The 25114-nt window shown below is 61.8% G+C and carries 24 protein-coding genes; 20 read left to right on the top strand and 4 right to left on the bottom strand.

The window, feature by feature from the left end; translation table 11 throughout:
• The first annotated feature begins 373 nt into the window (after nt 1-373).
• From AAEZ10_RS05260 to AAEZ10_RS05175, 18 genes are all read left to right on the top strand, one after another.
• Nucleotides 374-1726, top strand: coding sequence for a UDP-glucose dehydrogenase family protein (locus tag AAEZ10_RS05260; RefSeq protein ID WP_016774103.1), 1353 nt, complete (start codon nt 374-376; stop codon nt 1724-1726).
• A complete protein-coding gene (locus AAEZ10_RS05255) occupies nt 1723-2757 on the top strand; it encodes an NAD-dependent epimerase (protein WP_076567416.1) in 1035 nt (344 codons plus the stop codon). The genes AAEZ10_RS05260 and AAEZ10_RS05255 overlap by 4 nt, the downstream gene beginning before the upstream one ends.
• Before the next feature lie 14 nt (nt 2758-2771).
• On the top strand, nt 2772-3518 hold the full coding sequence (locus tag AAEZ10_RS05250) for a sugar transferase (RefSeq protein ID WP_122506407.1): 747 nt from the start codon (nt 2772-2774) through the stop codon (nt 3516-3518).
• Nucleotides 3518-4165: a CpsD/CapB family tyrosine-protein kinase gene (locus AAEZ10_RS05245; protein ID WP_024012451.1), complete on the top strand. Its 648-nt coding sequence runs from the start codon at nt 3518-3520 to the stop codon at nt 4163-4165. The genes AAEZ10_RS05250 and AAEZ10_RS05245 overlap by 1 nt, the downstream gene beginning before the upstream one ends.
• Before the next feature lie 21 nt (nt 4166-4186).
• A complete protein-coding gene (locus tag AAEZ10_RS05240; RefSeq protein ID WP_041478599.1) occupies nt 4187-5209 on the top strand; it encodes a polysaccharide biosynthesis/export family protein in 1023 nt (340 codons plus the stop codon).
• Between the two features lie 16 nt (nt 5210-5225).
• Nucleotides 5226-6818 carry a GumC family protein gene (locus AAEZ10_RS05235; protein WP_071171770.1) on the top strand — a complete coding sequence of 531 codons (1593 nt, stop codon included), beginning with the start codon at nt 5226-5228 and terminating at the stop codon, nt 6816-6818.
• Complete coding sequence (locus tag AAEZ10_RS05230) at nt 6815-7906, top strand: glycosyltransferase family 4 protein (protein WP_350568213.1); 1092 nt, start codon at nt 6815-6817, stop codon at nt 7904-7906. The genes AAEZ10_RS05235 and AAEZ10_RS05230 overlap by 4 nt, the downstream gene beginning before the upstream one ends.
• The gene (locus AAEZ10_RS05225; protein WP_350568210.1) at nt 7903-9273 is read left to right on the top strand and encodes an O-antigen ligase family protein; all 1371 of its coding nucleotides are present in this window, start codon (nt 7903-7905) and stop codon (nt 9271-9273) included. Before AAEZ10_RS05230 ends, AAEZ10_RS05225 begins: the two co-directional genes overlap by 4 nt.
• Complete coding sequence (locus AAEZ10_RS05220) at nt 9270-10238, top strand: glycosyltransferase (RefSeq protein ID WP_350568208.1); 969 nt, start codon at nt 9270-9272, stop codon at nt 10236-10238. Before AAEZ10_RS05225 ends, AAEZ10_RS05220 begins: the two co-directional genes overlap by 4 nt.
• Complete coding sequence (locus AAEZ10_RS05215; protein ID WP_350568206.1) at nt 10231-11367, top strand: glycosyltransferase family 2 protein; 1137 nt, start codon at nt 10231-10233, stop codon at nt 11365-11367. Before AAEZ10_RS05220 ends, AAEZ10_RS05215 begins: the two co-directional genes overlap by 8 nt.
• A gap of 13 nt (nt 11368-11380) precedes the next feature.
• The gene (locus tag AAEZ10_RS05210; RefSeq protein WP_122747233.1) at nt 11381-12382 is read left to right on the top strand and encodes a polysaccharide deacetylase family protein; all 1002 of its coding nucleotides are present in this window, start codon (nt 11381-11383) and stop codon (nt 12380-12382) included.
• Nucleotides 12379-13683 carry an oligosaccharide flippase family protein gene (locus AAEZ10_RS05205; protein ID WP_095179530.1) on the top strand — a complete coding sequence of 435 codons (1305 nt, stop codon included), beginning with the start codon at nt 12379-12381 and terminating at the stop codon, nt 13681-13683. The genes AAEZ10_RS05210 and AAEZ10_RS05205 overlap by 4 nt, the downstream gene beginning before the upstream one ends.
• Nucleotides 13680-15599 carry a hypothetical protein gene (locus AAEZ10_RS05200; protein ID WP_350568201.1) on the top strand — a complete coding sequence of 640 codons (1920 nt, stop codon included), beginning with the start codon at nt 13680-13682 and terminating at the stop codon, nt 15597-15599. The genes AAEZ10_RS05205 and AAEZ10_RS05200 overlap by 4 nt, the downstream gene beginning before the upstream one ends.
• A 68-nt stretch (nt 15600-15667) precedes the next feature.
• The gene (locus AAEZ10_RS05195; RefSeq protein WP_122751105.1) at nt 15668-16357 is read left to right on the top strand and encodes a GNAT family N-acetyltransferase; all 690 of its coding nucleotides are present in this window, start codon (nt 15668-15670) and stop codon (nt 16355-16357) included.
• A gap of 4 nt (nt 16358-16361) precedes the next feature.
• Nucleotides 16362-17549, top strand: a complete 1188-nt coding sequence (locus AAEZ10_RS05190) for a GNAT family N-acetyltransferase (protein WP_130926459.1) — start codon at nt 16362-16364, stop codon at nt 17547-17549.
• Nucleotides 17521-18312, top strand: a complete 792-nt coding sequence (locus tag AAEZ10_RS05185) for a carbohydrate deacetylase (RefSeq protein ID WP_071171761.1) — start codon at nt 17521-17523, stop codon at nt 18310-18312. Before AAEZ10_RS05190 ends, AAEZ10_RS05185 begins: the two co-directional genes overlap by 29 nt.
• Before the next feature lie 57 nt (nt 18313-18369).
• The gene (locus AAEZ10_RS05180) at nt 18370-19062 is read left to right on the top strand and encodes a GNAT family N-acetyltransferase (RefSeq protein ID WP_071171760.1); all 693 of its coding nucleotides are present in this window, start codon (nt 18370-18372) and stop codon (nt 19060-19062) included.
• 305 nt (nt 19063-19367) lie between these two features.
• Complete coding sequence (locus AAEZ10_RS05175; RefSeq protein WP_071171759.1) at nt 19368-19676, top strand: addiction module antidote protein; 309 nt, start codon at nt 19368-19370, stop codon at nt 19674-19676.
• 126 nt (nt 19677-19802) lie between these two features.
• On the opposite strand, the gene AAEZ10_RS05170 is transcribed toward AAEZ10_RS05175, so the two are convergent.
• From AAEZ10_RS05170 to AAEZ10_RS05155, 4 genes are all read right to left on the bottom strand, one after another.
• The gene (locus tag AAEZ10_RS05170; protein WP_350568195.1) at nt 19803-20600 is read right to left on the bottom strand and encodes a class I SAM-dependent methyltransferase; all 798 of its coding nucleotides are present in this window, start codon (nt 20598-20600) and stop codon (nt 19803-19805) included.
• A gap of 100 nt (nt 20601-20700) precedes the next feature.
• Nucleotides 20701-20976 (bottom strand): type II toxin-antitoxin system RelE/ParE family toxin, encoded by a 276-nt coding sequence (locus AAEZ10_RS05165; RefSeq protein WP_041478585.1) that lies wholly within the window; start codon nt 20974-20976, stop codon nt 20701-20703.
• Nucleotide 20977: 1 nt separating this feature from the next.
• The gene (locus AAEZ10_RS05160) at nt 20978-21250 is read right to left on the bottom strand and encodes a CopG family ribbon-helix-helix protein (protein WP_350568191.1); all 273 of its coding nucleotides are present in this window, start codon (nt 21248-21250) and stop codon (nt 20978-20980) included.
• 168 nt (nt 21251-21418) lie between these two features.
• A complete protein-coding gene (locus tag AAEZ10_RS05155) occupies nt 21419-22318 on the bottom strand; it encodes a LysR family transcriptional regulator (RefSeq protein ID WP_024012435.1) in 900 nt (299 codons plus the stop codon).
• 215 nt (nt 22319-22533) lie between these two features.
• Here AAEZ10_RS05155 and AAEZ10_RS05150 point away from each other — a divergent pair, with 215 nt between their 5' ends.
• On the top strand, nt 22534-23556 hold the full coding sequence (locus tag AAEZ10_RS05150; protein ID WP_122700538.1) for an alpha/beta hydrolase: 1023 nt from the start codon (nt 22534-22536) through the stop codon (nt 23554-23556).
• A 108-nt stretch (nt 23557-23664) separates the two neighbouring features.
• Complete coding sequence (locus tag AAEZ10_RS05145; RefSeq protein WP_350568187.1) at nt 23665-25092, top strand: mechanosensitive ion channel family protein; 1428 nt, start codon at nt 23665-23667, stop codon at nt 25090-25092.
• The last annotated feature ends 22 nt before the right edge of the window (nt 25093-25114 follow it).

Here is a 25114-nt window from a genome sequence, read left to right as displayed (position 1 = left end):
GGAAAAGGGCAAATGTCAAAGGTTTGTCGGTCAGCTCCTGACACTAGCACCCGGCCATCAAAGCGCAAGAAATGACTGATAGGCGGGGAAAGCGTCAAAAAAACGGTGACTCAAATCTGACACACCGGTAGCGGTGAAAGCCTTTAATTTCGGGGACTTAGACCGTCTGTCGGTTAAATAAAATCTGAACAAATCTGCAAGAAATCAACAAATTCAATGGCAGCAATGACTTGATGGCCAATCGCCAAAAACGCCTCAAGTGTTATACCCGTGCAACATGTCATTTTGCTGACACGCTTTCCAAACCCTGCGCTATACCCCTTTAACAATCTCATTCCGTAGTTAACTTTTCTGGTTTTATTGAGGTGCGCAGATGGACGTGAGCGTATTTGGCACTGGCTATGTCGGACTTATACAAGCCGCTGCACTTGCCGATGTCGGCCATCGGGTTTTATGCATTGATATTGATCCGAACAAGATCAAACAACTGCAACAAGCGGTACCGCCCATCAGTGAGCCAGGCCTGTCCGCAACACTTGAAGAAAACATCAAGGCCGGGCGCTTGTTGTTCAGCACTCAGGCCAGTGATGCGGTGACTCACGCCGAGCTGATTTTCATCGCCGTCGGCACCCCGGCGGACGAGGATGGCTCCGCCGATCTCAGCCATGTGCTCAACGTCGCCCGGCAGATCGCCGGCCTGATGGAGGCTGATCGTACGCTGATCATCAAATCCACGGTGCCGGTCGGGACTGCCGACCAGGTTCTGGCGACTGCGACCAGTGAATTGCTGTTGCGCGGCAAAACCGAGCTGCAGGTGCGCGTGGTATCCAACCCGGAATTTCTCAAGGAAGGCAGCGCCCTCGCCGACTGCATGCGCCCGGACCGGATCATCATCGGCACCCGCGACGACGCTGCCCGCGAACAGATGAGCGAGCTGTACGCGCCGTTCTGCCGCAATCACGAAAAACTGATGTTCATGGACAACCGCAGCGCCGAGCTGACCAAGTACGCGGCCAACGCGATGCTCGCCACCCGCATCAGTTTCATGAACGAACTGGCCAACCTCACCGAACTGCTCGGCGCCGACATCGAAGCGGTGCGCAAAGGCATTGGCTCCGATCCGCGCATCGGCTACCACTTCATTTATCCGGGCTGCGGCTTCGGTGGCTCGTGCTTTCCCAAGGATCTGCGTGCCTTGCTGCACACCGCCGAACACAACGGCATGCCGTTGAAACTGCTGCGCAGCGTCACCGACGTCAACGACAGCCAGCGGCACATCCTGTTCAGCAAATTGCGCGCGCAGTTTCCCCAGGGCCTGGCCGGCAAATCCATTGCGGTCTGGGGCCTGGCGTTCAAACCGAACACCGACGACATGCGCGAAGCCCCGAGCCGTTATCTGATGGACGCGTTGTGGGCCGAAGGCGCCAGCGTGCAGGCCTACGATCCGGAAGCCATGTCCGAGTGCCGGCGCATCTACGGCTACCGCAACGACCTGCACCTGTGCGCGACCCGCGACGACACCCTTGAAGACGCCGACGCGCTGGTGATCTGCACCGAGTGGAAAAACTTCCGCGTAGTCGATTTCGAACTGCTCGCCGAGAAGCTGCGTTCGAAGGTGATCATCGATGGGCGCAACCTTTACAACCCGGAACAGGTTGCCGCCGCCGGCCTGCATTACAGCGGCATCGGCCTGCGCCACATCGCCCCTGAAGGGCTGCGGCCATGAAGATTCTGGTGACCGGTGCCGCCGGCTTCATTGGTGCTCATTGCGTCCTGCGCTTGCTGCGCGACGGGCATTCGGTGGTCGGCCTGGACAATTTCAACCACTACTACGACCCGCAGCTCAAGCACGACCGCGTGCAGTGGGTGCGCGAGCAGGTCGGCGATTTTCCGCTGGCCACGGTGGATCTGGCCCACGCTTCGGCGATCGACGCATTGTTTGCCCGCGAGCAGCCGCAAGTGGTGATCCATCTGGCTGCGCAGGCCGGGGTGCGTTATTCGCTGGACAATCCACGGGCGTATCTGGACAGCAACCTCAACGGTTTCCTGAACATTCTCGAGAGCTGCCGGCATCACCCGGTCGAGCACTTGATCTACGCCTCGTCGAGTTCGGTGTACGGCGCCAATCAGCACACACCTTACTCGGTCAAGGATGGCGTCAACCATCCGCTGTCGCTGTACGCCGCGACCAAAAAAGCCAATGAACTGATGGCGCACAGCTACAGCCATCTGTTCGGCATTCCCTGCACCGGCCTGCGCTTTTTCACCGTGTACGGGCCTTGGGGGCGGCCGGACATGTCGCCGATCCAGTTCGCCCGGGCGATCAGCGAAGGCGAGCCGCTGAAGCTGTTCAATTACGGCGAGCACCAGCGCGACTTCACCTACATCGACGACATCATCGAAAGCATCGCTCGCCTCATCGATCAGCCACCGCAAGCCAACCCGCAGTGGGATCGCGAGCAGCCCGACCCGGCCAGCAGCATGGCGCCGTGGCGCCTGTTCAACATCGGCGGGCAGCAGCCGGTCGCGCTGAAAACCTACCTCGCGCTGATGGAAAAACATCTCGATCAGCAAGCCATTGTCGAGCTGCTGCCGCTGCAACCGGGCGACGTGCTCAACACCTGCGCCGAGGCCAGCGATCTGGCCCAGGCCACCGGATTCCAGCCCCGGATAGAACTGGATGAAGGACTGGGCCGCTTCATCGCCTGGTTCCGCGACTACTACCCCACTGCCCGTGCGCCGCTTGCGGCTGATTGAATGCGGAGGACGCCATGACTGGACATGAAAGAAGTGTGTCGATTGCACAGATGCGCCCTGACAAGCGCGTCGACCCGGAACATCGCATGCGCCTCGACGCAGCGATTCACCGTCAGGGTCGCGGCTGGCTCAGCGGCCGCGATGGCGGCCGCCCATGGCAGCTGTCGCGGACCAATCGGGTGGTCGCCTGCCTCGGTGCGCTGACGATTCTCGTGCTGATCTCGCCGGTGCTGCTGGGCCTGGCCCTGGCCATCAAGTTCACCAGCCCGGGGCCGGTGCTGTTCGTGCAGAAACGCACCGGTTATCGCGGGCGCAAGTTCGGCATGTTCAAGTTCCGCACCATGGTCAGCAACGCCGAAGAGCTCAAAGAGTCGCTGCGCCACCTGAACAAGCACGGGGCAGACGCCATCGACTTCAAGATCGACAAAGACCCGCGCATCACCGGCATCGGCAGTTTTCTGCGGCGCACCAGCCTCGATGAGCTGCCGAATCTGATCAACGTGGTGACCGGCGACATGCGCCTGGTCGGCCCTCGCCCGACCTCGTTCAACGCTTACCGCTACAAGGACAATCACCTCGCGCGTCTGGCGATCTACCCCGGTATGACCGGTCTGTGGCAGATCTCCGGACGCAGCAACATCGACTTCGACCAGCGCGTTGAGTTGGACCTCAGCTACATCGCCGAGCAGAGCCTTCTGCTTGATCTGAAGATTCTGTTGAAAACCCCCTTCAAAGTATTCAGCGGCCACGGAGCAAGCTAATGGACGGTTCAACCAATAAAAGCCTGAGCATCGCCAGCCCCAGCGAATCGAATCTGACTTCGACCGTGCTGGATCTCGATCTGCGCATTCTGTTCCTGACCGCCGCCAACCCCGGCGCCGGCACCACCACCAGCGCGCTGGCACTGGCCAGTCAACTGGCGCAGATGAGCAGCGGCCAGGTGCTGCTGGTCGATGCCAGCCAGTCGGCGAACAACCTCACCCAGCAGATGAACCTCGGCAAGGAGCGCGGCCTGCGCGACCTGCTGTTCAACCCGGGCAACCCGCCGCTGTTGCAGGACTGCGTGGTGCAGGTCTCGAGCCTGCCCTTCCATGTGCTGCCCAACGGCCGGCCGATCCGCACGCTGGAACACCTGACCGCCGAGCGCCTGAGCCCGTTGCTCGACCAGTTGGGCAGCCAGTACCGCTTTGTGGTGATCGACGGCGACGCGGTGTATTCCGCCGCCGACACCCTGGTCATCAGCACTCAGGTCGACGGCGTGGTGTTTGTCGTGCGCGCCGAAGACACCCGCTGGGAAGTCGCCCAGGCCGCTGTGCAACGCCTGACTCAGGCCGGGGCGAAAGTGGTCGGCAGCGTGTTCAACCGGCGCAAGTACTACATGCCCAAATGGCTTTACAAAAACCTGTAAGCGAACGCAAAGGATGACGCCATGAACGCCAGAATGCTTGTCCTGCTGTTGCTGCCGCTTGCGGGCTGCTCCAGCACTTCCGACACCCAGAACATGCCGGTGAATATTCTCACCGCCTCCCCGGCCAACGCCCAGGCGACCGATATGCCGAAGATCGAGCAGACCCTGCGCCCGCAGGATGTGCTGGACGTGATCTTCCATATCAGCACCAGCGGTTCGGACGCCTACCGCGTGCAATCGGGCGACCAGATCGGCCTGAATTTCACCGCCGCCAGCCAGCTCAACGGCAATCAACTGGTGCTGCCCGACGGCACCATCGAACTGCCGGGCGCCAACACCTCGGTGAAAATCGCCGGGCTGACCAGCGAAGAAGCGCGCCAGGAAATCCAGCGCGTCTATCAGCGCAAACAGCTGTTCCAGCCCAACCGCAACCAGCTCACCGTGCAGATCATCAGCCCGCTGAGCAACGAGCAGAACCTGAAAAGCGCCCTCAATCACCCGGCCACCGGCATGAGCCGGGAGATCACCGTCGGCACTGACGGCTACGCGAGTTTTCCGGAAATCGGCGCCGTGCCGCTGCAAGGCATGACCGTCAATCAACTGGAGACCTTCCTCAACAAAAAGTACGCGCAACTGCCGGGCCGCATGACCGTGGACGTGCTGCTCAAGTCCACCGCAGGCAACGAGATCTACGTGCTCGGCGAGGTCGCACAACCGGGCTCGTATCCGATCCGCCGGCCGGTGTCGGTGCTCGAGGCGCTGACTCTGGCGCGCGGTACCAACGTCAAGGCCCGGCTGGATTCGGTAGTGATCATGCGGCGCAACGGCAATCAGGTGAAAGCGGTGCGCTACGACGTCGAAAAAGCCCTGTCCGGCGATGCCCCGCAAATCGCTTACCTGCAACCGGACGACATGCTCTACGTGCCAAAAACCAAACTGGCCAGCGCCGGCGAACTCGCCCGCCAACTGGCTGATGTGGTGCTGTTCCAGGGCGTCGGTTTCAGCTTCGGCTACCGCGTCGACAACAAAGACAGTGACAACTAACTCACAGGTGACCGACATGAACCCAAAGGAAAACTACCTGCATGAGTTCTTCAGGATTTTCTTCGCCAACAAGCAACTGGTGAAGCGCGTCTTCCTGACCTTTGCAGTCATCGCCCTGCTCCTGCCGCTGCTGCTCAAACAGAGCTTCGATATCACCGCGCAGGTCATCGTGCAGTCGAAAAAACTCTCTCAGGGTGACGCCACCACGTCGCTCACGGTGGACAACGCCACGTTCATTCCGCCGTCGCTGGCGGACATGGAAACCGAGAGCAATATCCTCCGTTCGCCAGCGCTGATCCGTCAGACCATCAGCGAACTGCGCGACAACGGTGAATACAGCCCGCCACCCGGGGTGTTCGCCAAGTTGCTTGGCGAACCGTTCAAGCGCTACGTCTCGACACCGCTGCGCGAGTACGTCATCAACCCGCTGCGCAACGGGCTCGGCATGGAAACCGATCCGGTGCGTGACACCACCCTCGACGCCCTGACCCAGCAAGCCGTCGACAGCCTGAAAATCGAGACCCTGCCCGGCTCCAACGTGATCTCGATCACCTACAGCTTCCCGGATCCGCAGCAAGGCACGACGTTTGTCAGCGCCCTGCTGCAGAACTATCTGGTCAGCCGTCAGGCGTTGCAATCGATCGACTTGCCGCAGTCGTTCTACGAGACCAAAAAACACCAGTATCAAGTGCGGCTCGATGGTCTGGAAGGTAACCGCCAAGCGCTGCTGGAAAATGTCGGCGCGGCGGATCCGAAGGAAGAAATCACCTTCCGCCTCAACGCCATCAACACTGAAGAACAGGCGCTGAACCTGTATCAGGATCGCCTGCTGCAAAGCCAGCGTTGGCTCGAGTATCTGAAAACCGCGCTCGCCGCCGCCAGCAGCAGCAAGCTCAACGACTACACCTTCCCCTACACCTTCACCACCACCGTCGACAACGTGGCGTTCGAGGACCGGGAAATCAAACAGATGGGCGAGCAACTGACCAGCCAGGTCAGCCGTTACATGAACGATCTGGCGGTGTTCCAGCCCGGCAGCGAACCGATGCTGTTGACCCGCGAGCAGATCGCCCGCACCCGTCAGCAGTTTCTCAAAGTGGTGAGCAACCGCATCCAGGAACGCACCGCCGACCTGGCCGTGGTCAAGCAGGTGATCGAGCAGAAAACCGCACGCATCGCCGAGTTCAAGAACCGCATCCGCGACTTGCAGCAGACCCAGAGCAAACTGCGCCAGATGGACACCGAGATCGATGCGTTGCACGCAGCGTTTTCGACCTATGCCCAGCGCTTCGCCGAAAGCAGCACCACGCGCTCGCTCAACGATGACCTGTCCAACGCCCGGGTGCTCAGCCCACCGTTCGAACCGACCGAGCCGGCGTTCCCAAAACCACTGCTGATCATTCCGTTCGGGCTGTTCACCGGTTTGCTGCTGGCAATCGCGTTCGTCTACGTGCGTGAGTTCTTCGACCATCGGTTCAAGCATCCGGCGCAAATCAGCCATGAGCTGGGCCTGCCAGTGCTGTTGGTGCTCAACGAAGAAACGTCGCAGCCGGGCAATCCGCACAAGAACTGGACCATGCCGAGCCTGGTTCACTGGGTGCGCAATTGAACGCGGTGTCCACCCCAATCGTCGCCCTGCCGATCATTCACTTGCTCAGCAGCGGCGGCTTCTACGGGGCCGAGCGGATGTTGCTGGATCATTGCCTGGCCACGCCGGGGCAGCACCAAGTGCTGTTCCTCGACGCACCGCCTGAGCTGATCTCGCGCTTTCGTGAAGCCGGGGTGGACGCTCGCGCTTGTGCCGGGCTCGGCGAATTGCTGCGGCACTTGCGTCAGCGCCGTGGCGACAAGCCGTTGCTCAACACCCACAACTTCAAAGGGCTGTTGTTCGGCTGGGTCGGCGCCACGCTGTTGCGCCTGCCGCTGGTGATCACCCAGCACGGCTTCACCCCGCGCAGCCGCAAGCAGAAGTTCTACACCTGGCTGAGCCTGCAACTGTGCCGCACGGCGTCGGTGAAACGGGTGGTTTGCGTGGCGCACAGCATCGCCACGCTGCATCTGAAGGCCAGCGTGAGCGCGGAGAAGTTGCAGGTGATTCCCAACGGTTTGCCAGCAGCACCGGCAATGCAGCCGGTGGCAGAGCGGCAACGCTGGCTGGCCGGTTACGTCGGCCGGTTGAGCAGCGAAAAAGGCCCGGATCTGTTTCTCGATGCGCTGATCGGCCTGTGTCACCAGCATCCGCAACTGGACGCGGTGATGCTCGGCGACGGCCCGGAACGCGAGGCCTTGCAGGCGCGCATCGATGCTGCCGGGTTGCAGCGGCGGATTCGCTTGCCGGGCTACCAGACGGCGATGCAAGGCTGGTGGCAGCAACTCGATGCGCTGGTGATCAGCTCGCGCACCGAGGGCACGCCGATGATTCTGCTCGAAGCGATGCAGGCCGGCGTGCCGGTGGTGGCGTTCGCGGTCGGCGGCATTCCCGATGTCTTGCAGGACCGCCACAACGGCCTGCTCGCCGCGCCGACGGATACCGCCGCCCTCGCCCGCCAGCTCGACACCTTGCTGGCCGAACCGAAGCTGGCCGCGCAGTTGCGCGACAACGCCAGACGCACCCAACAGGAGCGCTACGACCTCAAGGCTTTGGCCGAACGCTGGTCGCAGCTGTACATCCAAACGGCACGGGAGACACGCGCATGATTTTCCCGCTCTCGATCGTCAGTCTGTTCGCCCTGGTCAGCCTCGGTTTGCTGGCCAGTCCCTGGCCGTATCTGGCACCGGGGGCGGTTATTGGTCTGGTCGGTTTCACCGTTCTGTACCGCAAGCCGACCTGGGGCCTGCTCGGCATTGCCGCGCTGGTGCCGTTCGAAGGGTTCTTCAAGGACAGCTCGGTGTCGGGCAGCAAGTTGCTCGGCGCCTCGCTGGCAGTGATCGTGATGCTGCAATTGGCGCTGCACCAGATTCCGTCGCAGCGCCTGCGCAGCAATCTGTGGCACTGCCTGATCGGCTTCATGGTTTTGTATTTTCTCAGCCTGCTCAATACCGATGACATGGGCATGTCGCTGGGGCACCTGCGCGAACTCAGCGTTGGTCTGGTGCTGTTTGTCATTACGTTGTTGATCGGCCGCGAACTGAACCTCGACCTGTTCGCCCGGCTGGTGACCCTCGCCGTCACGGCGACCTGCGCCATGGCGATGTTCTCGGCGAAGTTTCAGGATCAGGGCCGCGCCGCCGGCCTGCTCGAAGACCCCAACGCCTTCGCCATGCTGATCGCCTTCGCCATTCCTCTTGGACTGCTGCTGGTGATCCGCAGTCCGAACCTGCTGCACCGCTTGTTCTGGGGTACTTGCTGCCTGCTGTTGCTCGGTGGCATGACCAAGACCGAATCGCGCTCAGGCCTGGTGGTATTGGCGTTGAGTCTGCTCATCGGCATCTGGCACTACCGCGCGCAACTGACCCACATCCGCCCACGGCACCTGGGTTTCGTCATGCTCGGTGCGGCCATCGTGATTCCGCTGGCGATCTACGCCATGCCGGCCGGTTACATGGCGCGGATCCAGTCATTGAGCATCCTCAGCGCCGGCTCCAAGGCGCAGGACGAATCCCTCGGCCGCCGTGCTTCCTACATCGTCGTCGGCAGCCAGATGATCCGCGAGCACCCGGTACTCGGCTCCGGCCCCGGCACCTTCCCGTTGCATTACGCGACCACCGGTTACGCCAAGGCGTTTTCCGCCAACCGCAAGATCGGCGATCTGTACCGCCGCGCCCACAACACCTATCTGGAAATCTTCAGCGAACTGGGCGTTCCCGCCGGGCTGTTCTTCGTCGGCATGCTCGGGCTCGGTCTGTACAACCTGATCCGCGCGCGAGCGGCGTGGATGCTGCGCGGTGACGGATATCGGGCTGACATGATGACCCACCTGGGGGTGAGCTTTCTGTCGCTGACCCTGTTCCTGATGTTCCTCAGCGCGCCGAACCAGAAATACGTGTGGATCATGCTGGCGCTGACCAGCGTGCTGCGCATCAAGGCCGAGCAGGCGCCACTGACTACGGAGACGCAGGCATGAAGCGGATCAGCATCGTCATCCCGATGTACAACGAGGCGCGGCACATTGGCCGTACCCTGCTCGCCGCGCAGAAAGCCGCACACGCGGCCAATGTCGAGTGCGAGCTGATCGTGGTCGACAACGGCTCGACCGATCAGGGTCCGCAGATTGCCCGGCAGTTCGGCGCAACCGTGCTGAGCTTGCCGGGGCTGTTGATCGGCGCGCTGCGCAATCGCGGCACGGCGATCGCCAGCGGGGAATGGCTGGCCTTCATCGACGCCGACGTAGAAATGCCGGAAACCTGGTTGCAGCCGTTATTCGACATCGAAGCCGGTGGCCAGGCCGATGTGTTCGGCCTGGACCTGCACACCCCGGCCGAAGCGCCATGGTTCGCCACAGCCTGGCAGCGCCGCACTTCGCAGGCGTCGCACCGCGTCAGCCACAGCGTCGATTGGCTGCCCAGTTCCAATCTGCTGATGCGTCGCGAATGGTTCGACAAGGTCGGCGGTTTCAACGAGACCCTGCGCACTGGCGAAGACAAGGAATTCACCCTGCGCCTGCACGAACAGGGCGCGCGCCTGCTGTCGGTCAATGACCTTGTTGCCCTGCACTGGGGTTATGAAATGAACTGGCGCGAATGGATGGGCAAAGAAATGTGGCGTCAGGGCAGCCACCTGCAACTGCTGCGCACCCATGGCATGAGCCTGCGCCTGCTGCGCTTCCCGATGCTGTCGTTATTCGTCTGGCTGCTGGACTTTCTGGCGATTTCGGCGCTGCTCGACGGTTTTCCGCACCACGCAGCGCTAATGGTGACGCTGACCCTGGTGCCGGGGCTGGTACTGAGCGTTCGCCAGAGTCTCAAGCACCGTGATCCGCTCCTGACCCTGCAACTGTGGGGCCTGCACTGGCTGCGCCTGCACCTGGCCGGCGCGGCGTTCATTTTGAGTCTGTGTCAGTGGAACGCAAGGAGGCCTGCCCGTGGCTGAGTTCATTTTCTGGATGTGCCTGTTGCTGCCGGTCTATGCCTACATCGGCTACCCGCTTTTGCTGACGATTCTCGCGCCGCTGTTTCCGGCGTGGCGACACACGCCGGCGCCACCGCTGAACGTCAGCATCGTCATCGCCGCGCACAACGAGGCGCGGCATATCGAGCACAAGCTGCGCACGCTGCTGGCGCAGGATTATCAACCGGCGACGCTGCAGATCATTCTCGCCAGCGACGGCTCGACCGATGACACCGTGGCCTGCGCACACAAGGTGATAGATCCGCGCATCACCGTGCTCGACCTGCCGCGTCAGGGCAAAGCCGCCACGCTGAATGCCGGCGCGGCCCTGAGCAGAGGCGACATTCTGGTGTTCACCGATGCCGACAACCAATGGTCGCGCGACACCCTCGGCCACTTGCTCGCGCCGCTGAGCGATCCGCAGGTCGGCGCTTGCGCCGGGCACATGGTGATCCCGGTTACTGGTGCCGGCCTGAGCATCGGCGACAGCCTGTACCGGCATTACGAAGGCTGGCTGCGCCGGGTCGAGAACCGCACCGGCTGCATGGTCTCCGCTGACGGCGCCCTGCTCGCCCTGCGCCGCGAGTTGTTCCAGAACGTACCGGCCGAGGTCAACGACGATTTCTTCATCAGCACCTGCGCACCGGTGGCCGGCAAGCGCATCGTCTACGTGCCCGAAGCGCAGGTTATCGACCATGGCGTCGACGAAGCGGACAAGCAGTTTCGCCGTCGTCAGCGCGTCACCGTCGGCGGCCTGCAAAGCTTGGCCCAGCGCCGCGAGCTGCTCAATCCGCTCAAGCATGGCCTGTATTCACTGGCGTTGATCAGCCACAAACTGATCCGCCGCCTAGCGCCGGTTCTTCTTCTGCCATTGCTGCTGAGCAATTGCTGGCTGTGGGACGAGCACGCCTTCTATCGCCTGAGCCTGATCGCGCAACTGTTCGGCTACAGCGTGGCAATTGCCGGCCTGCTGGATGCGCAACACCGCTTGCCGAAACCGTTCCGCCTCGCCGCGTTTCTGCTGGTCACCCTCGCCGGGATGAGTCTCGGCCTGTGGCAGTTCCTGCGCGGCCAGCGGTATGCCCAGTGGAATCCGGAACAGAACCGTTAAGAGGACCGAAGCCATGGCGATCAAACAACTGATAAAAAGCACCAGTGGCTGGCTCTACCTCAACTCGCCGGTGGGCCGTCAGCAGTTGCAGGGCGCGGGGGTGATTCTGATGCTGCATCGCGTGCTGTCCAACGACCGCGCCGCCGACCTGCCGCACCGCAATGAACTGTGCGTCGGACCGAAAGCGTTCGAGCATTTGCTGGTGTGGCTGCGCAAGCATTTCGACTGCGTGCCGCTGATGGAAATTCTCCAGCCCAACGCCCTGCGCAGCGAGCGCCCACGGGTGGCGCTGACCTTTGACGATGGCTGGCGTGACAACGCCGTCAACGCCTTCGCGCTGCTGCAGAAACACCAGGTGCCGGCGAGCATTTTCCTCTCCACTGATTTCATCGGCAGCCGCCAGCGCTTCTGGTGGGAAAGCCTCGGCGAAACCCTTTGGGGCAGCCATGGCGATAAAGCCCGCATGCACCTGATCGAATGCCTGCATGCGCGCAAGCATCCGCTGCCGGTGCTGCTTGATGACATCGATGTCGAGCGCCGCAGTCTGGCGCTGCTGCATTATCTGCAAGGGCTGAAAAGCCTGGCTCCGCAGGAACTGGAAGAGCTCACCGACGAATGCCCGAAGGACTCGCTGCCACAGGCACTGGACTGGCATCAGGTGCGGGCGATGGAAGCCTCCGGTCTGGTGCGGTTCGGCCCACACGGCGCCAGCCACGCAATCCTCACCGGTCTCGATGATGTACGCCTGAGTGAAGAAATCCGCCGCAGCCGAGAGGCCTTGAGCAACGGCTGCAATCGGCCTCTACCGGTGTATTGCTACCCCAACGGCGACAACGATGATCGCGTTCGCCAGCAGGTCGCCGATCACGATTACCCGTTTGCGCTGGGCACCGGCACCGGAATCTATCGCGGCGACGGCGATCCGCTGAACCTGCCGCGTTTCGGCGTCAGCCAGCGCACCGCGCGCCATCCGCAATTGCTGTCGTGGCGGATTTACCGGGGAGCGCGGCCATGAGCCGAGGCAACTACCTCAAGCATCTGGCGCTGAGCATGGGCACCAAACTGGCGATGATCGCCTTGCGTTTGCTGCGCAACGTGTTGCTCGCGCGTATTCTCGGCCCCAGCGAACGCGGCCTGTTCGCCCTGCTCAGCACCCTGCCGGATCTGATCAGTGCGGCCACCAGCGGCGGTCTGAATTCGGCGGTCGGTTATCAGGCGGCGAAGCAGCGGCCGATGGGTTTGTTGCTCAGCCAGGTGCTGGTGTTCGGTTGTCTGCTGGCCGGTTTGCTGACTTTGCTGGTGGTGGCGCTGGTGCGCGAATTCGGCACGCAGCTGGACGTGACCATGCAACTGGGCCTGCTCGCCTGGCTGTTGCTGCTGGCGGTGCCGTTGACCGTGTTGAAAAGCGGCCTGCTGACCCTGCACAACGCCTCAGGTGGCGTGGTCGCGTTCAACGTCTTGCGCCTGATCGAATCGCTGGCGCCGCTGTTGCTGTTCGTCGCACTGTTCTGGATGTGGCAGAGCGCGGCGCTGGAGGCAGCGCTGATCAGTTGGCTGGCCGGGATCAGTCTGGTGGTACTCGCCGGTTGGGTCTGGCTGAAGCGGGCGCAGCCATTGCAGCTGCAATGGGATCGCGCCAGCCAGAAGGAGCTGCTGCGCTACAGCGCGCGCAGCCATCCCGATCTGCTGTTCCAGCAAGTGATCCTGCGCTCCGATTACCTGTTCATCGGCGCCCTGCTCGGCAGCACCGCGCTGGGCCATTACGCCATGGCCAGTGCTGCTGCCGAATTGCTGTTGATCGTCCCCGAAGCGGTGACCACACCGCTGATGAAACGCCTGCTGCAACAGGATGAAGGCATGGACAAGGTCACTCCGCTGGCGCTGCGCCTGACCGCGACGGTGATGCTCGGCGCCTGCCTGAGTATGGCCGTGATCGGCGAATGGTTGATCGTTACTCTGTTTGGCGCTGCCTATCAACCGGCGTACCCGGCGCTGCTGGCGTTGCTGCCGGGGCTGTTGGGTCTGTGCTACGCGAGCATTCTGCGCCTGGACTTGCTGGGCAAGAATCGCCCCGGCTCGGTGTCGTTGTTGATGGGCCTGGGCGCGCTACTCAATCTGGCCCTGAACCTGGTGCTGATTCCGGCCTACGGCATCGTCGGCGCCGCCGCCGCCTCATCGATCGCCTATCTGGCGGTGACCGTGGCCATGCTGGTGCTGTATTGCCGTTTGAGCGCTGTGCCGTTCTGGCAAACCCTGATCATCCTGCCCCGCGACGTGCTGCCGATGTGGTCGATGCTGCAGAGGAAGCCCGCATGAAAGGCCTGTACCTGCTGTTCGGTCTCGGCTTGTCGCTGGACGCTTTGGCGGCGTCGATGCGCTGGGGTGAGATTCGTGACGGCAGTCTGTTTCTGCAAACCGATCAGCCTGACAGCGTGACCGTGCGCTGGACCCCGGCGTGGCAAGCGGACGCCAACGAAGAGCAGCTGTACCTGCTCGACGGTCGCGGTAAATTGCTCGGCGAACGCTTGATCAAGGCCAGCGAAACCCGCGGCAGTCAGACCTGGCCGCTGCTGCCCGGCGCGGCGAGTTATCGACTGGAAATTCCCGGCTACAGCTTCCGCCACTACCGCATCGAACACGATGCGCGCACCGTCGCCCTGTTTGCCCCGGCCAAAGTGCACTTCAGTGCCGAAAGCAAAAATGGCGACGTGCTGTATTTCAAAGTTGCAGCCGGTGAGCGCGCAGTGCTCGCCGGCAAATTCCATGGCGGTGTCACCGCGTTGCAGGCGCAGCGGATCGGCGACCACCAGGCGCTGACCCTCGCACTGAAGCCTTATCGCGCCTATTGGCAGTTCGATCAGATTGCATTGCCAGTCAGCCCCCGCGAGCAGGTCTGGCGTCTGCAACTGCAAGGCAGCGGCAAAGCGGCGTTCTGGCTCGACGGCACGGCCAATCTGTTTGCGCAGAATCCGCAGCAACTGCAACCGCTGCGTGAAGAGGTCGCAGAGGTGCGGCTGGTACTGCATGACAAAGTCCTCGGACGCACGCCGGATCTTGGCATCGCTCTGCCTTACGTGATGCCGCCAGCGGCCAGCCACGCGCTGCTCGATGCGCTGAAGCCGACGGCGGCGAGCTATTACAGTTTTGTCGACGTCACGGCGCAGAATCCGCAGTTCGAGGACGCATTCCGCCGGGTGTACCAGCAGCGTTTCGGCATCCGCAACGACATCACCTTGTTGGCCGGCAGTCAGCGCCAGGCCGATCTGCGCGCCGACGTGCAGAGCAACAGCGGCCTCGACGCCTGGCTGGCGAGCACCCGCGCCCTCGGCGGCAACGGCACGCATTACATCGGCTTTGCCGACGAGCCCAATCTCAACTACTCCAGCTACGAGCAATATCTGGCGATTTTCACCAGCATGGCGCGTCAGGTGCGCAGCGACCCGGCGAATGCCCGCGCCGGTGTGCGCATCGCCATGCCGGCCAGCTCGCGACTGGTCAACGGCCCGTTCGCCGATAATGCGGCAGACAAGCGCGGAATCGATTGGGCACGGCGCCTGCTCAGCGAGTCAGCCGACCAGATCGATGCACTGGCCTGGCATGAATGGATGATTCGCGATCTGCTCGCCACCCGCGTCTACCGCGACAGTGTGCGGCGCGCCGCCGAACTGGTCGGCCTCGACGCCAATGGTCAGCCGCGCAAGGCCTTGCTGCTCGATCAGACCAACCTGTCCAGCGGCTCCAGCCTCAGCCCCTACGATCAGGAAACCCACTACACCTCGCTGTGGTGGGCCTCAGTGGTGATCAATGCCTCGCAGGACGGCTTGCTGAGCATGCTCAACTGGTTTCAGGCCGCCGATGAGCCGCAATACCCCAAAGGCATGTTGCGCATATTGGGCGAGGATCGCTTCGAGCTGAAACCGGTCGGTCTGGCCCAGCAATTCATCGCCCGCCACTGGCTGCGCCAAGTGCTGCAACTGGATAACGACGCCTTCGAGGTGGATGTGCTGGCGATGGCCGGCGACGCGCAGCGCACGTTGCTCGGAGTGAACAAAGGGACGCGCCTGCAACGCGTCGATCTGAGCGGCGCCAGGTGCCCGCTGAACCGTGGCGCCCTGCGTTACTTCGGCGCCGACAATCGCAGCCGCGACGCACCGTTTGCCTGCGACAACGGGCGCCTGCGTTTCGAACTGCCGGGACAAACCCTGTTTGCCCTGAGCTGGAGCGCTTCATGAGCCGCCCTTCGATGCTCTGCCGCGCGGGCTTGATGCCGCGCATGGCACCCTCATCAGGAGAAGAGACCATGGATGTTTTGCAAAAACTCAGCGGACATATTCGTCGTAAAGGCCTGCGAGCGACCTTGGGCAAGATCCGCAAACTGTACATTTTTTCCCATCAGCAACTGCTATGGATGGAGCGCGACCTGGTCAGCCCGGTGCCGCCGCACCGCCTCAAACCCTATCCGCCACTGCGCGTTATCAGGATTACGGCGGACAACGCCAGCGCTTTCGCGCGTTACTTTGGTGACCGTGTCGGCACGATGGCCGAGCTGGCCAAAGAGGGCCACACCGGGCACATGCATGTCGACGAGCAAGGCGATGCCGTAGCGTTTATCTGGGGCACGCCGCGGGATTATTTCGACCGGCATTACTACGGCTGCCGGTTCCCGGTGAAACCCGGTGAGTTCTTCGAGTTCGGTGGCGAACTGGCCCGGGCCTACTGGGGTACAGAGCTGTCGGTAGACCTGCAATTGCGTCTCTGGGAAGCCATGGCCGCCCAAGGCTGCCGCAAAGTGGTCGATGTCTGTGAGTCGACCAACATACCGGCGCTCAAGCTGCACCTGCGCATGAGCTATACCGAACAACGGCGGATCACAAATATCTACACGCTGTTCGGCCGCTGGCGCTTCTATCGCGAAACCCGTTATAGCGGTTCGCGCCTGGCGGCGCTGGGTAAAACTTCCCGTCCACCTGTCAACGCAACGGCGGCCTGAACCTATGGTGATGCGATTCGAATGGCGCACGTCCCTGTGCGCCGCCGACTTCCCGGCAACCGCGTATGAAACGCTGCGCCTGGGCGTGAGCGACCATACGCCGTTCAACAATCTCGGCTGGTTATGTGCGGCGGAACAGGCCCTGGGTGAGGATCAGCACCTGCACATTCTGCTCGGTTGGGAAGCCGCAGAACTACGCCTGTGCCTGCCGCTGGTGGCCAGCCGCGAGCGCTTCGCCGGCGTGCCGTTTCGGGTCTTGCATCACTTGGGTTATCCGCTGGCCGATCGTCTGGCTTTGCTGTCGCTGCTCGGCGGCGAGGACATGCACGAGGCGCTACTGCTGATTCGCCAGCGCCTGCCCCATGCGCTGTTGCAACTCAATGAATTGTCGGAGCCTGCGGGTGAAGAAAGTGCCGTCACCGCATGGATGGCGCGCAGTTCCACTGCCGAACGGCGCCTGAGCTGCCGGGTGCCGGTGCATCTGATCAGCGAAGCCGACCATCAGGAAGTCTCCGGCGACCCGCGCTACAAACTGCGCCGGGCTCGCAAACGGATCGCCGCGTGCGGTGCGCAGATCCGCCGGATCACTCCAGATGCGCTGAGCATGGCTGCCTTGTTGCAGACCATCAGCGAAGTCGAGGCGGTGAGCTGGAAAGGCGATGAAGGCGTCGGTATTTTCGCCACACCGCGCAGCCGCCAATGGATCGAACGCGCCTTCACCGCCCTCGCCGGCCAAGGCCTGGTCCGCGTGGTGATGCTTGAGCTGAACGGCCGCTGCATCAGCTATCGCCTCGGCCTGCTCGAACAGGGCCGGCTCTACGATTACAACCTCGCCTTCCTGCCGCAATACGCCGACCTTGGCAGTGGCCGGGTGTTGCTGGAGGAATGGATTCGCTGGGGCCTGGATGAGCACTGGCACTGGATCGATGCCTCGCGGGTCAGCCTGGAAAACTCCAGCCATCAACTGCACGAACGCATGACCGGGCAGCTGGAACACTGGCGCTGGAGTTTCTATTCGTGGCGCCCAAGTGGGCTGGCATTGGGTCTGGCGCTGCGCATCTGGTATCGCTGCAAGCCCGCCGTGCAACAGTGGCGGGCCCGCCGTGCAAACAAAAAACCTGCAGCGCTGGTGCAACCTGTCGCAATCACTCCGGAGGGCGGCCATGCCTCGCCAAGTCATAGTCAACGCTGATGACTTCGGTCTCAGCGCCAACGAAAACGCAGTGATCTTCGCTGCCTTCCAGGCCGGCCTGATCAGCTCAGCCACGTCCATGGCCAACATGCCGGCGTTTGAAGCCGCCTGCACCATGGCTCGCCATCCGGCGCTGCAAGGGCGGATCGGCCTGCACTTCAACCTGACCTACGGACGCCCGCTGAGCCAGGCGATCCTGGGGCGGCGGACCTTCTGCGATGGCAACGGCGTGTTCGACCTCAACCTGCCCCGCCACAGCCTGTGGCTGGGCCGCGCAGACCGTGACGCGGTGCGCGCCGAGTTGCAGGCGCAATGGCAACGCTGCGTTGATCACGACATGCGCCCGAGCCATATCGACTCGCACCAGCACGTACACAACATCTGGCCGATCGGCGAAATCGTCGCGAAGTTTGCCGCCGAGCAAGGCGTACCGATCCGGCTGGCGCGCAACCTCGGGCTCAACCTCACGCTGCCCAAGCGCCTATTCAAGGGTTTGCTCAATGGCCGTTTGCAGAGCCTGGCGCGGGTCACCGCCGACTACGTCTGCACCCCGGTCGACGTGCGCAATGCCAGCGTCCCCAGCGACGGCGTGCTGGAAATCGTCGCCCACCCGACCCGCCTCGGCGTCGATTTCGGTGATGCCTATCTCGACTCCGGCGAGTCGTTGAGCGAGGTACTCGAACAGGGTTTGAGGGGCGTCGCGCGAGTCTCGTATGCCGACCTCAGCCGAGAAGAAACACAGGGTGCCACGGCGCTCGAATGAATCACCGCTGTAACGACACTCACCACAACATCCGGGCCAAGACCCTGGAGGGGCATCATGAGCATCATCACCAAAGTGCAAGATCGCATCAGACACAAAGGCCTGAGCCGCACCGTCGGGACGTTGTGGAAACGCTACGTGTTCTTCCACTGGGAACTGCTGTGGATGGAGCGCGACCTGGTCAGCCCGGTGCCGCCGCACAAACTGCGCCCGTATGAAGGTCTGCGCAAAGTCGACATCACCGCGCAGAATGCCGTGGCGTTCAGCAAACACTTCGGCGACCGTGTCGGCACCATGGCGGAACTGGCTGCCGAAGGCCACACCGGGCACATGTACCTGGACGCCGATGGCCACGCCGTGGGCTTTATCTGGGGCAGCATTCGCGACTACCACGACCGCCACTATTACGGCTGCACTTTCCCGGTCAAACCCGGCGAGTTCTTCGAATTCGGCGGCGAAATGATCCGCGCCTACTTTGGCAGCAGTCTGTCGGTGGACGTGCAGGTCGCACTGTGGCAAGCGATGGCGGCGCAGGGTTGCACCAAGGTGGTCGACGTCTGTGAAACCCATAACATCCCGGCGCTGAAACTGCATATCCGCATGGGTTATCAGGAACAGGGCCGGGTGACCCACGTCTACTGCCTGTTCGGCCGCTGGAAATTCTTCCGCGAAACCCGCTATGAAGGGTCACGCCTGGATCCGCTGCGCAAACCGGGCCGGCCGGTGGTGAGTGCCGCGGCGCAGGCTTGATCCGGTCTTGTGAAATGTGGCGGTAGCAAGGCCGCCATCGCGAGCAGGCTCGCTCCGACATTGGAATGCAATTCCCTGTGGGAGCGAGCCTGCTCGCGATGAGGCCAGTAGCTGCACCCGCAGCTCTCACAAGCGATTGGCTGGTTGCCTACAAACTGTGACGACACTTCCAACATTCGGAAAAGACTTGGCCGACTGTTTATCTTTATCCACTTGGATAGAGTCAAGCACGACATCGGGCGCGACAAATCCTCACAAAGCGCAGACATCCGACGCGCACAAAAAATGGCAAAGGAGGTTTAACCATGAGCCAGACTTTGACGAATTTCGACATGGTCGCGCTGCTCGACAGTGATGAAGCCATCAGTGAGTATCTGTCACAGGTGCTTGCAGACGGAGACAGCGAAGAATTCCTTCGCGCAATCGGCTACGTGTTAAAGGCGCGAGGAATGACGCAGATCGCCAAGGATTCAGGCATGGGTCGTGAAAGTTTGTACAAGGCTTTTGCTCCCGGAGCGAAGCCGCGCTTTGACACAGTGTTGAAGGTGATTCATGCGTTGGGCATTGATCTTTATGCGCAGCCGGGGCACGTACTCAATCGCGCCGTTACCTGAATTTTGTAGCGGTCGCAAGGCCGCCATCGCGAGCAGCCTCGCTCCTACACTGGATAGTCGCCGTACGCGAAACCAATGTGGGAGCGAGCCTGCTCGCGAAGAGGCCAGCCGTCGCAAAAAAGGTTCTCAGGCCTTGCTCGCCACCAGGCTAAAGCACATCGGCAGCTGCGCCTGCTGGTTCAGGTAGCAGTCATACACCTCTTCCCGATTCGAATGCGCATATTCCTGAAAATCCACAATGCTCAGCCCCGCTCCAATGGCGCCGCTGAAGATCGCGCCCAGCGTATGCACGAACCAGTACGACTTTGCCGCCGGCTGCTCGACTTTACCTACGTAAACGATCGGCTCTTGCTGCACAAACGGCTCGGCACGGAAATACGAGCTGGCGAGGCGGTAGGGATCTTCAGCCTGCGGATCAACCATTTCCAGAAACGGATGGGTTTCGTAGATCACCAGTTTGCCGCCCGGCTTCAGCACCTGCGCGACATGACGGAAGAATTCGCCGATGTCAGGCATCCAGTTGAGTACCCCGATGGTGATCAAGGCTACGTCGAAGCGGTTATGCAGCGATGCGGGCAGATGGTGGATGTCGCTCTCGACGAATTCGGCAGTATGCGGCGAGCGGCTTTTGAGCTCGCGGGCCTGCTCAAGAAACGCTGCGGATTGATCGACGCCGACGACACTGCGCGCACCCAGCGCAAACAGCGACAGGCTTTCCCGACCGTTATTGCAGCCCAGTTGAATCACGTCTTTGCCGTCGACGTCCAGCAAGCCGCGCAAAGTGTCATCAAGGCAGCAAAACTCTGCCTGCGCGACATCGTTGAGCAATGCCTGCCAGTCCGGCGAATCCTGATGATGACGGGCGGAATCGTTCCACGCCTGTCGATTGCTTTCGATGGCGGTTTTGGGGGTGGGCACTTCCATGGCGCTACTCCGGGTGAGGCTCGTGATTGAGCGGCGTGAGTCTAGAACAGACCCGGAGTTGGGGTTGTTGCGATGTTGTAAGCGCGATTCTGGCGATGAATTATCGTTCTTCGCGAGTGTGCCAAAGGCGCAGCAGGTAGATAGTCGAATCGACAATTTCGTAGCGCATTTCGTAGTGCCCGACCAGAATCCTTCGAACATCTCGCGGTTCAAATTCTTCCAGACGTTCACCCAAGCGCGGATTGGCTAGCAGCATTATCGGAGCGGCGGTCAGCTGTTGCACAGTGCGCGCAGCGGCAGGTTGATTAACTGCTGCCAAAAACTCATAAAGCCTGGTCAGGTCGGAAAGCCCTTTGCTGGTCCACTTCAACTCCATATCAAAGTGGAGCCTTGAGAGGCGTATCGGAACTCAAGCTGTCCGCCCATGCCTGCACTGATTGATGATCGATAACGTGCCCGGCGTCCACATCAGCCAAGGCTTCGCGCGTCAAACGGCTGCGCTCTTCCTCTTGATCAATCCAGGCGCTCAGGGCCTGTTTCACAATCCAGTTACGCGAGCGTTCCAGACGCTCAGCCATCAGATCGACCTTTTCGGCCAATTGCACGGGTACATGGGCAGTCACGGATCGGGTTTTCATTGGCGCGGCCATGTCAGTTGACTCCTTGAGATTGCGGGCAGCGGGGGTTCACCGTTGATCAGAGTAATCCTGCCCCCTTGTGTTCGCTCAGCTTTGATACAAATTGAATCAAAGTTAATCATAACTGCCCATGCACCGCTATTTGGCCCGACAGAACGCGATACTCGACGGTAAATAAAATCAAAGATTCACATGACTCTGGTTAAGCCGCTCACGCAAAAACTCCACCAGCGCCTGCACCGGCCGCGAAGCCTGGCGATGCTGCGGATAAACCGCCGACAGGGTCAGTGGCTCCGGGCGTAAATCATCCAGCACTGGCACCAGCCGCCCGTCCTTCAACGCCGCGCCGACGATGAAGGTTGGCAGATAAGTAATTCCCATCCCCTGCACCGCGGCGTCCCGCAGCAGTTCGCCGTTGTTGACGCGCATGCGCCCGGTGACGTTGATCAGCAGCGGTTTGCCCGGTGCTTCGTTGAAGCGCCATTGCACCGAGCGACCGTGGCCGTAAGGCAGGCAATCGTGGCTGTGCAGGTCTTCGGGTTTGAGTGGTGTGCCGCGTTCGGCGAGGTAGGCCGGGCTGGCGCAGTAGACCCGTTCGATACTGGCGATGCGCCGGGCGATCAGTGTCGAGTCTTCCAGCACGCCGATGCGCAGGGCCAGGTCGTAACCTTCGCCGAGCAGGTCGACCGGGCGATCGCTTAAATCGACCTCGACGGTGACTTCGCGATAACGCTGCAGGAACAACGGCAGCAGACAACCCAGATGCGCCACCGCGAACGACAGCGGCGCGCTGAGGCGAATCGTGCCGCGCGGCTCGGCGGTTTCGCCGGCGATGCCCTGCTCGACCTGCTCGACTTCTCCGAGCAAACGCAACGCCGATTCGTAATAGCTCTGCCCCAGGGGGGTGACGTCGAGGCGGCGGGTCGAGCGGTTCAACAAGCGCACACCGAGGCGCTCTTCCAGTTGCATCAAACGGCGGCTGACGAACTGCTTGGACAGCCCCAACTGATCGGCCGCAGCGGTGAAGCTGCCGGAGTCCATGACCTGGCAAAAAATACGCATGTCTTCGAACGGGTTCATTGTCACTCTCTGGTGGACAGTTAAACGCTTTATAGCCGCTTTTTCGCTTTTCAGCAGCCCATTAATCTGTGCTCACGGTTTGAAAACAACCCTGAACACAAAGAGCTGCCGAAGGCAGCCATCTGATCGTTGGGACGCGGAGCGTCCCCGGCTGCATTCCCACGCAGAGCGTGGGAACGATCAGAAAATCAAAACCATTCAAAAGGATTTCCACCATGAACATCGTCAAGAAAACCCTCGCCGCGTCGCTCCTCGCCCTGTCCGTCAGCAGCGCTTTCGCCGCTGGCAGCCCTGGCGTCGAACACAACACCCAAGCGTTCCTCGATGCCCTCGCCGCTGGCGGTGGTCGTCCGCTGGAGCAACTGAGCCCGAAAGACGCCCGTGCGGTGCTGACCGGTGCGCAGGCTTCGGTGAAGGTTGATCTGTCCGGTGTGGAAGTCAGCGACAAGGCGATCAAGGTCGATGGCCAGACCCTCAACCTGAAAGTGGTGCGCCCGGCCAAGGTCAAGGGCGAGTTGCCGGTGTTCATGTTCTTCCACGGGGGCGGCTGGGTGCTGGGCGATTTCCCGACGCACCAGCGCCTGATTCGTGATCTGGTGGTCGGCTCGGGCGCTGTTGCGGTGTATGTCGATTACACGCCATCGCCGGAAGCGCAGTACCCGACCGCGATCAACCAGGCGTACGCCGCGACGAAATGGGTGGCCGAGCACGGCAAGGACATCGGTGTCGATGGCAAGCGTCTGGCGGTGGCCGGCAACAGCGTCGGCGGCAACATGGCGGCGGTCGTGGCGTTGATGGCCAAGGAGCAGAAAACCCCTGCCCTGCGCTTCCAGCTGTTGATGTGGCCGGTGACCAATGCGCAGTTCGACGACGGTTCGTACCAGCAATTTGCCGAGGGCCATTTCCTCACCAAGGGCATGATGCAGTGGTTCTGGGACAACTACACCACCAACCCGGCCGAGCGTGCGCAGATCCATGCCTCGCCGCTCAACGCCAGCAGCGAACAGCTCAAGGGCCTGCCCGCTGCGCTGGTGCAGACCGCCGAGTTCGACGTGCTGCGTGATGAAGGTGAAGGTTATGCGCGGCATCTGGATGCGGCCGGCGTGCCGGTGACCTCGGTGCGTTACAACGGGATGATTCATGACTTTGGCCTGCTCAATCCGCTGAGCCAGATTCCGGAAGTCAAAGCAGCGGTGCGTCAAGCGGCGGCCGAGCTGAAGACTCATCTGAATCCATAAAAGCGAAAGATCGCAGCCTGCGGCAGCGCCTACCCTGGAATACGATTCCCTGTAGGAACTGCCGCAGGCTGCGATCTTTTTTCTCACCAGCGTCGCGGAGTACCGGTCATGACTCTTTTCTACGCCCACCTGCTGTCCTGGAGCGCCGTCCTGCTCCTGCTGGACGCCGCACTCTGGCACTTCTCGCCCTTCAGCCACCGCGCGCCGCGAGTCGGCGTGCGTCTGGCGCTGTTTCTGGCGTTCAGCGCGCTGGTGATCAATGCCGGTGTCAGCCCGTTGCAGGCTCCGCTGTTCGCTGATGATCGCGTGGCACAACTGGGGGCGACCGCGCTGGGGATTCTCTGGTGGTTGTACGCAGCACGGGTGCTGACCGAAGTGATCGGCCTGGCGCTGATGCGCCGCATCGGTCACAGCGGACGCTTGTTGCAGGATGTCATCGGCGCGCTGGTGTTTCTGGTCGCCATTGTTGCGGCAGCCGGTTACGTGCTGGAGCTGCCGGTCAAAGGTCTGCTGGCCACTTCCGGGGTAGTCGCCATCGTGGTCGGTCTGGCGCTGCAAAGCACCCTCGCCGACGTGTTTTCCGGCATCGTCCTCAACACCACCAAGCCGTATCAGGTGGACGATCTGGTGATGATCGACGGCGTCGAAGGCAAGGTCTTCGATATCGACTGGCGCGCCACGCACCTGCTGACCAGCGCCGGCACCATGGCCGTCGTACCGAACTCGGTGGCGGCCAAGGCAAAGATCGTCAATCTCAGCCGGCCGAACAACATGCACGGCGTCTCGATCAGTATCAAGGTGCCGAATCACATTCGTCCGCGGCGGGTATTGGATGCCCTTGATCGCACCTTGCAGGGCAGCAGTTCTCTGCTGCTCAGCCCGGCGCCGAAAGCCGTGCTCAAAGAGGCCGGCGAAACCATGTCGGAATACGTTGCCAGCGGTTTCATCGCCGAGCTGGGCAAGAAGAGCGAAGTGCGCAATCAACTGTTCGACCTCGCCCACCGCCATCTCGAAGCGGCGGGTATTTCCCGGCATCCCGACGGCGTGATCGAACCGTCGAGCCGTGCTCGTGCGTTGCTGGACGAGGTGAAGATTTTCCGCTCGCTGAGCAGTGAAGAACGCGATCGCCTCGCTGAGTCGATGATCGCGCAGCAGTACACGGCCGGTCAGGTGGTGCTGGATCTGGACGAGGTGCCGGACAGTCTGTTCGTGATCGCCACGGGCGTGGTCAGCGCGACGGTGCCGGACGGCAATGGCCAAACCGAGGCCGGGCGCATGGGGCCGAGCGAAGTCATGGGCGAACAGAGCATTCTTGCCGATACACCGTCGCAGGCGACGTTCACAGCACTGACGTCGAGCATCATTTATCGTCTCGACAAACAGTTGACCCGTGAGTGCATGGACAAGCGCAGCGAAGTCGGCCGGGCCTTGAACAAGTTGCAGGCGGTGCGTCAGCAGAACAGTCGCCTCGCGTTGATGGCCAAACCGGTGGCGGTGAAAAAAGGTGGTTTCTTGGGTTGGTTGCAAAAACGCTGATCTGAAACTTTGAAGATCAAAA

The sequence above is a fragment of the Pseudomonas sp. H26/SER47-MNA-CIBAN-0231 genome (assembly GCF_040310465.1).
GTDB classification, from domain to species: Bacteria; Pseudomonadota; Gammaproteobacteria; order Pseudomonadales; family Pseudomonadaceae; genus Aquipseudomonas; species Aquipseudomonas atacamensis.
The sequence above is the reverse complement of the archived record's forward strand: the minus strand, read 5'-3'. Positions and strand labels throughout refer to the sequence as shown.

What these genes read in the sequence shown, in the direction of transcription:
- AAEZ10_RS05260 (WP_016774103.1), top strand. Translation starts at nt 374, where the DNA reads ATGGACGTGAGCGTATTTGGCACTGGCTATGTCGGACTTATACAAGCC.
- AAEZ10_RS05255 (WP_076567416.1), top strand. Translation starts at nt 1,723, where the DNA reads ATGAAGATTCTGGTGACCGGTGCCGCCGGCTTCATTGGTGCTCATTGC.
- AAEZ10_RS05250 (WP_122506407.1), top strand. Translation starts at nt 2,772, where the DNA reads ATGACTGGACATGAAAGAAGTGTGTCGATTGCACAGATGCGCCCTGAC.
- AAEZ10_RS05245 (WP_024012451.1), top strand. Translation starts at nt 3,518, where the DNA reads ATGGACGGTTCAACCAATAAAAGCCTGAGCATCGCCAGCCCCAGCGAA.
- AAEZ10_RS05240 (WP_041478599.1), top strand. Translation starts at nt 4,187, where the DNA reads ATGAACGCCAGAATGCTTGTCCTGCTGTTGCTGCCGCTTGCGGGCTGC.
- AAEZ10_RS05235 (WP_071171770.1), top strand. Translation starts at nt 5,226, where the DNA reads ATGAACCCAAAGGAAAACTACCTGCATGAGTTCTTCAGGATTTTCTTC.
- AAEZ10_RS05225 (WP_350568210.1), top strand. Translation starts at nt 7,903, where the DNA reads ATGATTTTCCCGCTCTCGATCGTCAGTCTGTTCGCCCTGGTCAGCCTC.
- AAEZ10_RS05220 (WP_350568208.1), top strand. Translation starts at nt 9,270, where the DNA reads ATGAAGCGGATCAGCATCGTCATCCCGATGTACAACGAGGCGCGGCAC.
- AAEZ10_RS05210 (WP_122747233.1), top strand. Translation starts at nt 11,381, where the DNA reads ATGGCGATCAAACAACTGATAAAAAGCACCAGTGGCTGGCTCTACCTC.
- AAEZ10_RS05205 (WP_095179530.1), top strand. Translation starts at nt 12,379, where the DNA reads ATGAGCCGAGGCAACTACCTCAAGCATCTGGCGCTGAGCATGGGCACC.
- AAEZ10_RS05200 (WP_350568201.1), top strand. Translation starts at nt 13,680, where the DNA reads ATGAAAGGCCTGTACCTGCTGTTCGGTCTCGGCTTGTCGCTGGACGCT.
- AAEZ10_RS05195 (WP_122751105.1), top strand. Translation starts at nt 15,668, where the DNA reads ATGGATGTTTTGCAAAAACTCAGCGGACATATTCGTCGTAAAGGCCTG.
- AAEZ10_RS05190 (WP_130926459.1), top strand. Translation starts at nt 16,362, where the DNA reads ATGGTGATGCGATTCGAATGGCGCACGTCCCTGTGCGCCGCCGACTTC.
- AAEZ10_RS05185 (WP_071171761.1), top strand. Translation starts at nt 17,521, where the DNA reads ATGCCTCGCCAAGTCATAGTCAACGCTGATGACTTCGGTCTCAGCGCC.
- AAEZ10_RS05180 (WP_071171760.1), top strand. Translation starts at nt 18,370, where the DNA reads ATGAGCATCATCACCAAAGTGCAAGATCGCATCAGACACAAAGGCCTG.
- AAEZ10_RS05175 (WP_071171759.1), top strand. Translation starts at nt 19,368, where the DNA reads ATGAGCCAGACTTTGACGAATTTCGACATGGTCGCGCTGCTCGACAGT.
- AAEZ10_RS05170 (WP_350568195.1), bottom strand. Translation starts at nt 20,600, where the DNA reads ATGGAAGTGCCCACCCCCAAAACCGCCATCGAAAGCAATCGACAGGCG.
- AAEZ10_RS05165 (WP_041478585.1), bottom strand. Translation starts at nt 20,976, where the DNA reads ATGGAGTTGAAGTGGACCAGCAAAGGGCTTTCCGACCTGACCAGGCTT.
- AAEZ10_RS05160 (WP_350568191.1), bottom strand. Translation starts at nt 21,250, where the DNA reads ATGGCCGCGCCAATGAAAACCCGATCCGTGACTGCCCATGTACCCGTG.
- AAEZ10_RS05155 (WP_024012435.1), bottom strand. Translation starts at nt 22,318, where the DNA reads ATGAACCCGTTCGAAGACATGCGTATTTTTTGCCAGGTCATGGACTCC.
- AAEZ10_RS05150 (WP_122700538.1), top strand. Translation starts at nt 22,534, where the DNA reads ATGAACATCGTCAAGAAAACCCTCGCCGCGTCGCTCCTCGCCCTGTCC.
- AAEZ10_RS05145 (WP_350568187.1), top strand. Translation starts at nt 23,665, where the DNA reads ATGACTCTTTTCTACGCCCACCTGCTGTCCTGGAGCGCCGTCCTGCTC.